This window comes from Scytonema millei VB511283 (genome assembly GCF_000817735.3).
Taxonomy (GTDB): Bacteria; Cyanobacteriota; Cyanobacteriia; order Cyanobacteriales; family Chroococcidiopsidaceae; genus Chroococcidiopsis; species Chroococcidiopsis millei_B.
On record NZ_JTJC03000017.1, the window covers coordinates 189,315 to 201,946 of the forward strand.

General features: G+C 46.0%; 13 protein-coding genes and 1 tRNA gene. 6 read left to right on the forward strand and 8 right to left on the reverse strand.

What is annotated here, in order from left to right; all coding sequences use genetic code 11:
- Positions 1 to 192: 192 nt before the first annotated feature.
- The 5 genes from QH73_RS26465 (at position 193) to QH73_RS26485 (ending at position 6,483) form a co-directional block, all read left to right on the forward strand.
- Positions 193 to 1,593, forward strand: a complete 1,401-nt coding sequence (locus QH73_RS26465; protein ID WP_039713735.1) for an amidohydrolase family protein — start codon at positions 193 to 195, stop codon at positions 1,591 to 1,593.
- 327 nt (positions 1,594 to 1,920) lie between these two features.
- Positions 1,921 to 3,489 carry a B12-binding domain-containing radical SAM protein gene (locus QH73_RS26470; protein ID WP_039713734.1) on the forward strand — a complete coding sequence of 523 codons (1,569 nt, stop codon included), beginning with the start codon at positions 1,921 to 1,923 and terminating at the stop codon, positions 3,487 to 3,489.
- Positions 3,490 to 3,640: 151 nt separating this feature from the next.
- Positions 3,641 to 4,363 carry a rhomboid family intramembrane serine protease gene (locus QH73_RS26475; protein WP_039713733.1) on the forward strand — a complete coding sequence of 241 codons (723 nt, stop codon included), beginning with the start codon at positions 3,641 to 3,643 and terminating at the stop codon, positions 4,361 to 4,363.
- 143 nt (positions 4,364 to 4,506) lie between these two features.
- Positions 4,507 to 5,184, forward strand: coding sequence for a class I SAM-dependent methyltransferase (locus QH73_RS26480; RefSeq protein ID WP_039713732.1), 678 nt, complete (start codon positions 4,507 to 4,509; stop codon positions 5,182 to 5,184).
- Between the two features lie 120 nt (positions 5,185 to 5,304).
- Positions 5,305 to 6,483 carry a quinone-dependent dihydroorotate dehydrogenase gene (locus QH73_RS26485; RefSeq protein WP_052289786.1) on the forward strand — a complete coding sequence of 393 codons (1,179 nt, stop codon included), beginning with the start codon at positions 5,305 to 5,307 and terminating at the stop codon, positions 6,481 to 6,483.
- Positions 6,484 to 6,544: 61 nt separating this feature from the next.
- On the opposite strand, the gene QH73_RS26490 is transcribed toward QH73_RS26485, so the two are convergent.
- The 8 genes from QH73_RS26490 to QH73_RS26525 all read right to left on the reverse strand — a co-directional run bounded on the left by QH73_RS26490 (position 6,545) and on the right by QH73_RS26525 (position 12,339).
- Positions 6,545 to 7,327 carry a hypothetical protein gene (locus QH73_RS26490; protein ID WP_039714558.1) on the reverse strand — a complete coding sequence of 261 codons (783 nt, stop codon included), beginning with the start codon at positions 7,325 to 7,327 and terminating at the stop codon, positions 6,545 to 6,547.
- 145 nt (positions 7,328 to 7,472) lie between these two features.
- Entirely contained in the window at positions 7,473 to 8,420 is a 948-nt protein-coding gene (holB, locus tag QH73_RS26495) for a DNA polymerase III subunit delta' (protein ID WP_039713731.1), read from the reverse strand.
- Between the two features lie 132 nt (positions 8,421 to 8,552).
- Positions 8,553 to 9,941, reverse strand: a complete 1,389-nt coding sequence (locus QH73_RS26500; RefSeq protein WP_236147187.1) for an FAD-dependent oxidoreductase — start codon at positions 9,939 to 9,941, stop codon at positions 8,553 to 8,555.
- Complete coding sequence (tmk, locus tag QH73_RS26505) at positions 9,938 to 10,597, reverse strand: dTMP kinase (protein ID WP_039713730.1); 660 nt, start codon at positions 10,595 to 10,597, stop codon at positions 9,938 to 9,940. Before tmk ends, QH73_RS26500 begins: the two co-directional genes overlap by 4 nt.
- A 53-nt stretch (positions 10,598 to 10,650) precedes the next feature.
- Positions 10,651 to 11,451 carry a tryptophan synthase subunit alpha gene (trpA, locus tag QH73_RS26510; RefSeq protein ID WP_039713729.1) on the reverse strand — a complete coding sequence of 267 codons (801 nt, stop codon included), beginning with the start codon at positions 11,449 to 11,451 and terminating at the stop codon, positions 10,651 to 10,653.
- 10 nt (positions 11,452 to 11,461) lie between these two features.
- Entirely contained in the window at positions 11,462 to 11,773 is a 312-nt protein-coding gene (locus QH73_RS26515; RefSeq protein WP_039714556.1) for a DUF3007 family protein, read from the reverse strand.
- A 36-nt stretch (positions 11,774 to 11,809) separates the two neighbouring features.
- Positions 11,810 to 12,022, reverse strand: coding sequence for an NAD(P)H-quinone oxidoreductase subunit L (gene ndhL, locus QH73_RS26520; protein WP_015156778.1), 213 nt, complete (start codon positions 12,020 to 12,022; stop codon positions 11,810 to 11,812).
- Between the two features lie 107 nt (positions 12,023 to 12,129).
- Positions 12,130 to 12,339, reverse strand: coding sequence for a hypothetical protein (locus QH73_RS26525; protein ID WP_132867264.1), 210 nt, complete (start codon positions 12,337 to 12,339; stop codon positions 12,130 to 12,132).
- Between the two features lie 93 nt (positions 12,340 to 12,432).
- On the opposite strand from QH73_RS26525, the gene QH73_RS26530 reads away from it, so the two are divergent.
- A tRNA-Leu gene (locus QH73_RS26530) sits at positions 12,433 to 12,517 on the forward strand.
- Positions 12,518 to 12,632 lie beyond the last annotated feature (115 nt).

Below are 12,632 nucleotides of genomic sequence, written 5' to 3' on the forward strand. Positions count from 1 at the left end.
TCCCGTACGGGCGGGTTTTGTATGAAAACTTATTGCTCTGTTTGTCAACCTTTTGCTAAACCCGCCCCTACAAATCCATTGCCCCTGTACGGGCGGGTTTCGATTGAGGATTTATTGCTTTGTCTGTCAGCCTTTCGCTAAACCCGCCCCTACAACTTCTTGCTTCACTCACAACCATTTCGAGGAAAAAACATGTATCAAGGTTTACCAGTTATTGATGCAGATGCCCACAAGCTTGAAAATCCCTTAGTCATGCGGGATTATCTAGAGCCAAAGTATCGCGATCGCGTGGGGATGGTAATCGATAGTCTGGGCGATCAGCGGGCGCGGGTAGTAGATTTTAACCCCGCTACGGGCAAAAACGATCTAACGCGGATGTTTCCCCAGCCTCAAGGCATGGGGAAAGGTGGATTTCGCAACTTACACCCGACAACAACTTTGGGCGCAACATTCAACCGCCTGCGGATCGAAGATATGGATCGGGAAGGGGTAGACGTACACGTAATTTTCGGTACGTTCAACCTGACATTTTCTAGCATTTTAGATAAAGACTTAGCGATCGCCCTGTGTCGTGCTTATAACGACTATATTGCCGAAGATTGTCGTCCTTATGGCGATCGCCTCAAACCAATTGGTGTCATACCTCTACAAGATGTCGATGCGGCTGTCGCCGAAATGCGTCGCTGCGTCAACGAACTAGGGATGATTGGCGTTGGTGTCGCCCCAAATATGCCCATTCCTCACCCGAAAGCTCCCCAAGCTTTCCCCGATATCCGCAGTTGTAAGCCAATCAGCCATCCTGACTTCAGACCAATTCTACAAGCAGCAGTAGATTTAGATATTGCACTGGGAATTCACGGTGGTCCAGGTTCTTACATGATGGGCGGAATTTCTGACTACATGGAAACTTTTGTCCTGACTCACATCTTCGTCCAACGCAACCAACAGCAGCACGCTTTGGCGCGGATGGTATTTGATGGGGCATTTGAACAGTTTCCCACCTTGCGGGTTGGCTTTTTAGAAGGTGGTTGTGGCTGGTTGCCCGATCTCGCCCATTCTTTCCACGAACATTGGGAAAAACGCATCCGCGATTTCGATCCCAAAAATCCTTATCGTCCTTCGATGATGGATGTCACAAAATTGATGCTGCAAGAGCGCAAAGGACGCGATCGCGCTAACATCATCAACATGACCAAGAATCTTTTCGATCTGTTGTGGAATGCCGAACACGATCCTACCAAGATCGATGATGCGAGTCTTTACGAGCATTATGACCTGCGCCATCGCGACCCGATGGAATATTTTGAACGGGGACAAATCTTTACTTCCTTTGAATCCGACGACCCCGCACCCGCCTACTTACCCGTAGCGATGGGAGAGATTGGCAAGCGCCTAACTTGCTTCTCTGGAGACTACGGACACTGGGATGGTGTATTGGAAAACTGCGTTAAAGATGCGGCGGAAGTCGCTGAATACGATCGCGAACACTTAGGGCTATTGCTAGGAGGTAATGCCCTAGACTTATATGGCGATCGGCTGCGTCGTTCTCTCCCTAGCTATCTGATAGAACAAACTGCTGCTAGCGTCAGCTAACCGATCCCCCCTACCCCCCTTAAAAAGGGGGGAATTAATTCTTAGTCCCCCTTGCTAAGGGGGATGTAGGGGGATCTAAATCTCAGTCCCCCTGGCTAAGGGGGATTGAGGGGGATCTCATATCAGTGTGGAGACTACCCTACCTTGCATTTGCGTAATTTTTAGTATTACTGGGTTCAACAAAGTAACACAGGCTGCTAAAGTAATTTCAACTAGAACCTGCTTGTAAATAAAATAAAACTAATTATTTGCAGTTTTACAACAGAACAACTTAAAGACAATAAGAACAATCGTGCAACCATTTTATGGTGCAAGGGGTGGCGTTAAATGCGAGTTTTACTCCTATATCCTCTTTTTCCCAAATCATTTTGGTCTTTTGACAAAGCGATCGAACTCATTGGTCGTAAAGTGGCAATGCCCCCACTAGGACTAATTACAGTTGCCGCAATCCTGCCTCAAGAGTGGGAATTTCGTCTAGTAGACCGTAGCGTGAGATCTGAAACAAAAGCAGACTGGGAATGGGCAGATTTGGTCATCATCTCCGGCATGATCGTCCAGAAACCAGATATGCTGCATCTCATTAGAGAAGCAAAGCGACATGGAAAATTAGTCGCCGTTGGTGGTCCCTACGTCACCTCCGTACCGGAAGCAGCCAAGGCAGCTGGGGCAGACTTTTTAGTATTAGATGAGGGCGAAATTACTCTACCCTTGCTAGTAGAGGCATTAGCAAGAGGCGAGACTTCTGGTACTATCCGCTCTAACGGTGAAAAGCCCGATGTCACGACCACACCAGTTCCCAGGTACGATCTGCTAGATTTAAGTGCCTACGCTGATATGTCCGTACAATTTTCGCGAGGTTGCCCCTTCCAGTGCGAATTCTGCGACATTATCGTGTTGTACGGACGCAAACCCCGTACCAAAACACCACAGCAGCTATTAGCAGAGTTGCAAACTCTGTACGATCTGGGCTGGCGGCGATCGATATTTATGGTGGATGACAATTTCATCGGCAATAAACGCAATGTCAAGCTGTTATTAAAAGAACTTGGTCCTTGGATGGCAGAAAAAGGATATCCTTTTAGCTTTTCCACCGAAGCATCGGTAGATTTAGCCCAAGATGAAGAACTTTTAGATTTGATGATTGCGGCTAACTTTAACGCGGTATTTCTAGGAATTGAAACGCCAGACACCGATAGCTTAGAACTAACACAGAAATTCCAAAATACTCGCAATTCCCTGATTGAATCAGTGCAAAAAATCAATCGAGTGGGATTGAGAGTGATGGCTGGTTTTATTATGGGCTTTGATGGCGAAAAACCTGGAGCAGGCGATCGCATTATCGATTTTGTGGAAGCAACTGCAATTCCTCAAGCTTTATTTAGTATGCTGCAAGCCTTGCCAAATACTGCTTTATGGCATCGTCTCCAAAAAGAAGGGCGTTTACTCGAAGGCAGGGGAGTAGCAAATATTCACCAAACAACCCTGATCAACTTTATTCCTACCCGTCCCGTAGAAGATATTGCCCACGAATATGTCAGATGCTTTTGGGAACTGTATGAACCCAGTCGCTACCTAGCCAGAGTTTACCGCCACTTCCGTTTCATGAACCCGAAACCTCTGAAGAAAAAGCTGCGGATGCCAGGATTGATTGAAATTCGCGCCATATTAACTATCTGCTGGCGACAGGGAATTAAGCGAAATACGCGCTGGCAATTTTGGCAGCAATTATTTTCAATGTTGCGGCATAATCCTAGCGTGTTTGAGTCATATATCATTAACTGCGCCCACTTAGAACACTTCGTCGATTATCGCCAAATCGTCCGCGATCAAATTGAGTCACAACTAGCAGAACTCGCAGCCGTAGAAGCTAACATGCAACCCCAAAAAGCAGCGTAGAGAATTCGGAATTCGGAATTCGGAGTTCGGAATTATCTAGCCACTAGCCACTAGCCACTGATAACTGACAATCTACCTGTAGGCTAGAAGCAATTTTTGGTGAAATCCGCTACTGTGTGGCTAGTTTCATCAATTTTGGCTAAAAAGCGTCATGGTTCCCATCCGCGATAACGTCCCGACGAAGATCGTTCCCTACGTCACTTATGGACTGGTTGCAGCTAATATTCTCGCCTTTATTTACGAGGCAGATTTGCCACCGCAACAATTAGATGGTTTTTTTCATCTATTTGCTGTCGTTCCTAGAGAGTTAACAGCTAGTTTTGCAGGAATTACTGTAAATCAACCCGTACCAGAGTGGATTACCCTCGTCACCTCCCAATTCCTCCACGGAGGATTGCTGCATTTGGGAGGCAATATGTTGTTTCTCTGGATTTTTGGCAACAACGTTGAGGATCGTTTAGGACACGTCAAATATCTAATTTTTTATCTTGCCTGCGGCGTATTGGCAGCGCTGGCACAATGGTTCTTTTCTCAATCTTCCGGTATTCCTTCCTTGGGTGCAAGTGGGGCGATCGCTGGAGTGATGGGTGCGTATATTCTCCGCTACCCCACGGCTGAAGTTCTGACTTTGATTCCACTAGGATTTTTCTTTCCCGCCGTCCGCATCCCTGCTTTTTATTTTCTCGGATTCTGGTTTTTGCAACAAGCTGCTTACGGTGTGGCGAGTTTAGAAGCTCGAACTAATATTGGCATGGAAAGCGGCGGTATTGCGTATTGGGCGCACGCAGGCGGTTTTCTGTTTGGTGCTGTTCTCGGTTTCTTGTTTGGAATGCTCAAATCAGATCCTCAAGACCAGTATTCGCAGTACAGTTGATAGTTATCAGCTGTCAGTTATCAGTTATCAGTGAAGGCGCGATTTATTGCGTCTTTATTTTTGATAAAAAATAGAAAAATTAAACTAGAGAAAGCACTAACAAAAGTGCTTCGATATTGTGTTTCACAAATGACTAATGACCAATGACCAATAACAAATTACTAAGAATTCTAGAACCGGAAGTGATGGACTCTTGGGAGGAAACAGTTGAATACGATGCAATGGATTTTGTAGAAGTCAACACTGCTTTTGCTCAAACCGCAAGTGAGTTATGTCGGTTGGACACAGCTAAAGTTCTCGATGCGGGGACTGGTACAGCTCGAATTCCAATTATTCTCAGTCAAATGCATCCTCATTGGCAAATATGGGGGATTGACTTGGCAGAAAATATGTTGAAATTAGGTTTTCAGAACGTTAAAGACGCAGGCTTGCAAGATCGAATTAGTTTGGAAATAGTAGATGCTAAGCGCCTACCTTATCCTGACGATTATTTTGAGCTGGTTATTTCTAACAGCCTCGTTCACCACTTACCGAACCCCTTGCCCTTTTTGCAAGAACTCAAAAGAGTATTGCAACCCAAAGGAGCCATTTGTATTAGAGATTTAATTCGTCCAAGTGATGCAGCGACTATAGATCGGTTAGTTGAAGGAATTGGTATGGAATACAGCGATCGCCAGAAAGATTTATTTCGCGATTCTCTGCACGCAGCTTTTACAATTGATGAGGTCGAACAACTCGTCACTCAAGCCAAAATTCCAGGTGTGAGGATTTATCAATCGAGCGATCGCCATTGGACTGTAGAGAGGAGTTGGAGACAGTAACCAGTGACCAGTAACCAGTTCACTGTCAACTGTCAACCGTCAACCAGCAACTACCCGTTACCTATTACCCATTACCACTGACAACTGATAACTGATAACTGACAACTGATAACTGAAAAAGTGGATATTTACAAATCTGCAATTAGACCGTTTCTATTTGATGGAATTAAAGCCGATCCTGAGTGGATGCACGATCGCGTCATTCGTTCTTTAGATTGGCTAGATCGAAATCGCGCTCGTCCCGGCGTGAAACAGACTTTAGCACAACTGCAAAAATCTACAGGTTTGCAAGACAAGCGATTGCAACAGCAACTTTGGGGAATCGATTTTCCTAATCCTTTGGGATTAGCTGCTGGGTTTGATAAGGATGGGGTAGCGGCTCATATTTGGTCGAATTTTGGTTTTGGCTTTGCCGAAATGGGGACGGTGACATTTCATCCTCAACCAGGAAATCCTCGTCCGCGCCTATTTCGATTGCCCCAAGACTTTGCCGTTCTCAATCGCATGGGTTTTAATAATCATGGCGCAGCAGTGATGGCGCAACGATTAGCTGAGAATAACAATTCTCCTACTCTCAGACCAATACCACTAGGCATTAATTTAGGAAAATCGAAAATTACTCCCTTAGAAGCAGCCGCAGCCGACTATCTCGACAGTTTTCGGTTGTTGAAAGCCTGGGGTGACTATTTCGTGGTAAACGTCTCATCTCCAAATACTCCAGGGTTGCGATCGCTCCAAGATGCGGCTCAGTTAGGCTTAATTTTAGATGCCTTACAACAGGAAAATCAGGGAAAAAAACCGATTTTAGTGAAAATTGCTCCCGATTTAGAGTGGGAAGCGATCGCCGATATCCTTGAAATTGCCCAAACTTATCAATTGGCTGGAATTATTGCTACTAACACCACGATCCGCCGGGATGGATTGAAAACGCAGATAATTGCCAAAACTGGCAAATCGATTGTCGAAGAACCTGGAGGAATCAGCGGTTTACCCGTACGCGATCGCTCTACAGAAATTATTCGGTTTATCTACCAACAAACTCAAGGACAGTTACCAATTGTTGGTGTCGGCGGAATTTTTACGGCTGAAGATGCTTGGGAAAAAATTATCGCTGGTGCTAGCCTGATCCAGGTTTACACCAGCTGGATTTACGAAGGAATCGGTATAGTCAACTGCATCCTCGCGGGATTGCTGCAAAAAATGGCAAAACACGATTTAAACTGTATTTCCGAAGCTAGAGGAAGTCAGTTATCAGTTATCAGTGACCAGTTATCAGTGACGAAAGAGAGCAGGGAGTAGGAAGTAGGCAAGAAATTACTTCCGAAGCGCGCACAAATGACCAATAACCAATAACGAATGACTAAATTCGATAAAACTCCTTAGTTTCAGCCGAAAATCCCCAGGAAATGCCATCAGGATCGCGACTGCGAGTCCACTCAGGGAAATCTGGATCGTCTCGCCGCTTATATACAGTGCTGGAATAAACATTCAGTCGCTTAGCCAGTTCTGACTGGATCAGGGTTTGGGGTAAAGGTTGATTTTGGTTGTGGGATATTGATTGTTCTGTAGCTGCTGCGGTGTCGTCCGGTTGTGGCAATTGTATGGAGGTCGCGCTTTCTGGAGCATTAGGAGTAGGAGAAAAAGCTGAGACAGTTTCTAACGGAAGCGATTCGGCTTGCTTAACTGACTGCGAGGCAATTTGCTGAACATTCTGAGCTTTTTCTTTTGCTGGCTCTAGCTCCTTAAGCGGTTCGCTCTTGTCCAGCATACTGCCTAAAGTGCTGGAGGTGATAAAGTAATAGACTGTCCCTAAGTCTTTGTATTCTTGTCGCTGAGCGCCAAATTCGGCTGCTTTACTATCTAAATAGTATTTAGCTGTAGCAGCAGACAAATTTGCCTTGATTGCTAAATCTAATGGTGCGATCCGACCTTGATTAGCTTGAATGACTTGCAAAAAAATGGGATTAACTTGCCGACTCCATTGTTGCCACTGATAGTACTGCCATACTTTATAACCAATACTAAAGATTGCTAGCCCTAGCAGTAAAGGCCAAGTTGTAAAGAAGATGACGATCGCAAATGCTATCGGCAACAGCAAAATCAGAAAACCATCGACACCTCTTTCTAAAGATTTTTCTTTCATTGCAATTTGGCAAAAAGATCCACTTGTTGGCAAATTAATCATAAACTTGGCAAAAGTAGAGCGCAATTTTTGTAACTCTTAACAATTGCGATCGCCTTGGGCTTTTTTGCCAATGGCAAAATTAGCAACTATCTACAGGGTGATTTTATAAATACAAAGGTGTTTCATGCGGCATTTCTACATCTGTCAAACCTAGTAACGTGACTTCCCAAACAAGTCGAGGCTGGGCATAACAGAGTAAGTAACGCCTAGTTGTCTCCAGTTTTTCCAAGGGAAAGTGCTGCATCTCGCTAGCCAAAAACTTTTGCCAATAGCAATACTGAAGATAGTCTACCAACCAAATCTGAGTTTCTAAATCCAGAGTGCGATCGATTTGACGCGCAAGATCTAAGGCTTCATGGCAAGATGGAGGAATCTGCTGAAGTTTTGCCAGTAATTCAGCCGGAATTACCTCTAGCTTTTGCCAAGCCGCGATCGCTGCCCCTGGACTGCCCTGTGCTAGTGCCAAAATAGCTGGTTGGCTCAAAATATGCGCGTAGCCGACTTGTTGGAGTACTTGAGCTAAAGATTGAGAGTCCAAACGATAAAAAGGAATGCGCTGACATCTCGATACCAGCGTTGGTAATAACGATGCAGTAGAGGGAGCGATCAACACAATTGTCGCCTGTCCTGGCTCTTCCAGGGTTTTTAACAGCGCATTTGCCGCTGCCTCTGTCATAGATTCGGCTGATTCGAGCGCGACTACAGCACGAGGTGCTTCCAGAGGTGGACGACTGAGAAATTGCTCGATGTGGCGAATTTGTTCGATGCGGATAACTGGTGCTGCTTTGCGTTTTTCTTCAGGTTGCGGCGGTTCGATCCACAAAACATCGGGGTGATTGCCCAACTGCAAGCGCTGGCGAACTTGTTGCTGCTTGGAATCTGGAATTTGAGAGCAGAATAATTGTTCTACGAAGTATTTAGCTGCCATGCACCTTCCCACACCCTCCGGTCCCGCAAACAGGTATGCTGGAGCAACGCGATTTTGCGCGATCGCTTGAGTCAATAATTCTACTGCTTGATGCTGTCCGATAAGTTGGGCAAAAGCGGTCATGGAAAAGTCGTATCGTAAGTCGTAAGTAACTGCTCCCTGATAACTGATAACTGTCAACTGTCAACTGTCAACTTTGTATGGCTGGTTGGCTGCCGGGATCGTTGTCGGCTGATAACTGATAACTGTCAACTGTCAACTGTCAACTGTCAACACCTGCCAGACGATCTTGGGATGGTAGAAGGCAAGAGGCGATTTGAGCATTTGCCCTACCTCCAACACTAAAGCATGTAGTTCTGGTCTAGAACTCGTACCTTTCATCAACTGCCGATTATACCAACGCATGAACTTGCCTAACTTGCCTGACGACGATTTATTTGAATTGTTAGTTGGGTGTTGCTCTGTTTTGGGAAAGCCTAAATCTTGAGTCGTTGCTATAGTCCAAGCTAAAGCAGTCGTTTTAGCTAGACGTTTTTGAAAATCTGAAGCGTCTAAATCTAAAACACTTACACGAGAGCCATATCCTTGCTTTAACCAGTCGCGTAATGCGATCGCTCCCATAGCGCTAATTGTCATCCCCTGCCCATAAATCGGACACAGGGCGCAGACTGCATCGCCTAAAGCAATAAAACCTTGCGGTAGCTTGATTTTTTCGTAGTGATACAATCTGTTAGCAGTCGCACGATGAGCGTAGGTAGGCGATACAGGCTCGGCAGATGCGATCGCCTCGTAAAATCTCTGACTGGGTAGACTGCGGGCAAATGCTAAAAAGCCTTCATCGTCTAATGGTGGAAAATCTTTGTTGTAGCCGCCTAGTGTAGCAATCCATTCTCCTCCCTCAATTCTGGCTAAATATCCCAGCCTTGTATTATCCGGTGGCGATTGAGAAATTAACATTATCTTCCAATCTGCATCAAATCCTGCGGGAGCGCGGTAGCGGCGCGTTGCATAACCGAGAAACGGATTGACAACGGTTTCAGGTGGTGGGGTAAATCCCGCGCTTTCTAGCCACTGTGGTGCTTGGGAACGACGACCGCTAGCATCGACAATTAATGTGGCGACTAGTTCGCTTTCCGTGCCTTCACCGACCGGACGTAAGCGAATACCTGTAACGCGATCGCCATGAGAATCAAGCACCAAACCCGTTGCGCGATGTTTGGCAATAATTTCAATATTGGGTATTTCTAAAATTCGCCGTCTAATTGCCCACTCTAGCAGGGGACGGCTGCAAGTGCAGGAAATAATTTCTGAGGCAGATGTCGTGTTGGCACTCCAGTCACCGTAGGTAAAGTGATGAAACTCCCGCAACCAATCAATTGATAGTGCATCAGCAGTAGAGAGTTCAGCACCGATTCCCGGAAAAAGTTCTTCTAATATTCTGTACCCTTTGGCAAACAAAACGTGAGGTTGTACTGATTGGGGTACGCCTTTTCTAGGTTGAGGCTGGCTGGGTAGCATATCTGTATCGACGATCGCGACAGTCGCGAAATCATCTGCTAGTACCCGTGCAGCCAGCATACCAGCAATGCTCCCTCCTATGACAACAGCACGATCTTGCCCGTGTCTCCGTTTTGAGTTCATCATCGCAGTATTTCGGCTAAGTGTTGGCGCAAAATCGTCTGAATCTGTTGACGAACTTCGCTTTCACTCAAGCTAGCATCAACTCGTACAATGCGGTGTGGATCTTGTCGAGCTAATTCTGAATATCCCTGTTGAACGCGACGATGAAAAGCGATCGCCTCTTGTTCGATGCGGTCGTTGCTTCCCCGTCCTTTAGTTCTCGCTAAACCGACTTTTACATCGAGATCTAACCAAATTGTTAAGTCGCTTTCCAGTCCCGCAGTGGCGATCGCATTGAGTTGATGGATTAAATTTAAATCTAAACCGCGACCGTAACCTTGATAAGCAATTGTGGAATCAGTGTAGCGATCGCACAGGATAATCGTGCCAGAGGCGATCGCGACCTTGAGCGTTTCTTCTACATGCTGGGCGCGATCGGCGGCGTACAATAACAATTCAGTCGTGCTGAATATGGGTGCTTCATCTCTAGATTCCAGCAGCAAAGAGCGCAGTTTTGCCCCTAATTGAGTCCCCCCTGGTTCCCTCGTTACGATGACATCTCGCTTAGGAGTCGTAGAGCTTAAAATTTCCCGCAGCCAGGATTGTGTGGCTTGAATTTGTGTTGTCTTGCCACTACCTTCAACACCTTCAAATACAATCAGTTTGCCTGGTAAGTTCAAATTCGTTCTTTATCAGGGGTAAGGGAGCAGGGAGTAGGGAGCAGGTGGCAAAATTATTTGTTAGCAATAACAGCTTTGAGACTGCGGCAGAATTCGGCGATCGCGGCGAGTCCTTGCTCTGGTGTCCCTTCAGCTAGACGCTTCACTATGGCACTACCCACAATGACTGCATCTGCACCCCACTGTTTTACTTGTGCTGCGTGTTCTGGCTGAGAAATGCCGAAGCCAATTCCTATTGGCTTATTGCTCATCTGCCGAATTTGGTGTAATAAGTCCTGCACTCGTGCTTCTAATCCAGTTCTGATCCCAGTAACGCCAGTCACGCTCACCAAATAAATAAATCCTTGGGAATGCTGTGCGATCGCCTCAATTCGTTCTGCCGAGCTGGTAGGAGCTACTAATAGTATGACTTCTACACCGTATTGAGTAGCCACCTGCAACACGTATTCCGCCTCTTCTAGAGGCAAATCTGGTATGACTAATCCTGCTACACCTGCTTGAGAGATCTGTTGAAAAAACGACTCGATTCCTCGGTATAAAATCGGGTTGTAGTAAGTAAATAAAATAATTGGCGATCGCAAATCTGACTTGACAGCCGCGACTATCTCCAATACTTGCTCTAACTTTGTTCCCCGTTGCAAAGCGCGGGTAGCTGCTGCTTGAATCGTAGGTCCATCAGCCAGTGGATCGGAGTAGGGAACGCCCAACTCTATGAGATCTGCACCTGCCGCATCCAAAACCCGTAGTGCCTCAGCGGTCGTTGCTAAGTCAGGATCGCCAGCTGTAATAAATGGGATCAAGGCACACTCTTGGCGATCGCGCAAAGACTTAAAACACTCGGAAATAGCAGTCATAAATTAGGGGTTACGAATTAATCTTTTCTTCTTTTTCCAATTCAGCTTGCAGCTTTTCCAGTTCTTCTGGTGAGAGTTCGTCTAACTTTTTTTGCCAGAAAGCTTCTTCATAGGCGCTTCGCTGCTGGTGATAGGTCATCTTCTTCCCCATCACGCGAAAGACATAACTTAGCAGCCATCCAATCAAACCACCTACTAATAATAGCTGGCTCCAGACACCAGCTTCTAGATTATCTAAGCCAGCAACTTTTAAGGCAATGTATGCCAAGCCTCCAGCAGCAAAAACTCCTAGAGTCACTCCGATCGCGTCAATTCGTCGCATTGCAACTGTGTCAATCACTCCTATGTCATTCTTTACCTACGTCTGAATTTGGCGGCGCTTGGGTCGAAAGTTGAGGAAGGGCGATAAAACCAATAAACCTGGGAAGAAGAAGAATACCATAAAGTACATAAAACCGCGCTCGAATGAAGTAGCCGTATACCACCTGAGATTTAAGTAGAGCAATAATGCGATCGGGACGACAAGCAAGTATGCTCCTGCCAAAGCTAAATACAGTAGGGCTACCATCATAAATTTTTTCCCAACTAGGTATAAATGAACGAGCGATCGCCTGAGGCGAGTTCTTTGTTAACTAAGGTGTATTCCCTGTTTTTAGATATTGTACCGCTCTTCAGTTATCAGTTATAGCAATTCTCGATTGCGTGCATGACATCTGTAGGGGCGCACAGCCGTGCGCCCCTACGGTCGTGTGTTTTATCCAATTGAAAACCGCTATTATCAGCGATTGGTGAGGTGAGTGGCGAGTGGCGAGTGGCGAGTGATAAGTTATTCCGACTGACGAATTTTCCCTTGTCTCCCCCCTCTCCCTTGTCTCCCCCTCTCCACACCTACTTTCTTTTTTTAGTTGCATAAATTTCCCTTTAGTGCTGGAATAGTAAAGCGGGGTAGACAACCCTGTCACAACTCACACTAATAGCCAAGGGGGCGTGGCGGAATGGCAGACGCTACGGACTTAAAATCCGTTGACCTTAAACGGTCGTGAGGGTTCAAGTCCCTCCGCCCCCATAAGGCACTCTCAAAAACCTATGCTAGTAGCGTAGGTTTTGTGCTGTAATTACGTATTTTCTCCGATCGCAATTGCCTGCAAATTTTTCCATTGGAATATCCATCGCTATCGCGG

Coding starts and splice junctions, on each gene's coding strand:
- QH73_RS26500 (WP_236147187.1), bottom strand. CDS start 9,941: ATGATGAACTCAAAACGGAGACACGGGCAAGATCGTGCTGTTGTCATA.
- QH73_RS26490 (WP_039714558.1), bottom strand. CDS start 7,327: ATGAAAGAAAAATCTTTAGAAAGAGGTGTCGATGGTTTTCTGATTTTG.
- QH73_RS26465 (WP_039713735.1), top strand. CDS start 193: ATGTATCAAGGTTTACCAGTTATTGATGCAGATGCCCACAAGCTTGAA.
- ndhL (WP_015156778.1), bottom strand. CDS start 12,022: ATGATGGTAGCCCTACTGTATTTAGCTTTGGCAGGAGCATACTTGCTT.
- QH73_RS26515 (WP_039714556.1), bottom strand. CDS start 11,773: ATGCGACGAATTGACGCGATCGGAGTGACTCTAGGAGTTTTTGCTGCT.
- trpA (WP_039713729.1), bottom strand. CDS start 11,451: ATGACTGCTATTTCCGAGTGTTTTAAGTCTTTGCGCGATCGCCAAGAG.
- holB (WP_039713731.1), bottom strand. CDS start 8,420: ATGACCGCTTTTGCCCAACTTATCGGACAGCATCAAGCAGTAGAATTA.
- QH73_RS26470 (WP_039713734.1), top strand. CDS start 1,921: ATGCGAGTTTTACTCCTATATCCTCTTTTTCCCAAATCATTTTGGTCT.
- QH73_RS26480 (WP_039713732.1), top strand. CDS start 4,507: ATGACCAATAACAAATTACTAAGAATTCTAGAACCGGAAGTGATGGAC.
- QH73_RS26475 (WP_039713733.1), top strand. CDS start 3,641: ATGGTTCCCATCCGCGATAACGTCCCGACGAAGATCGTTCCCTACGTC.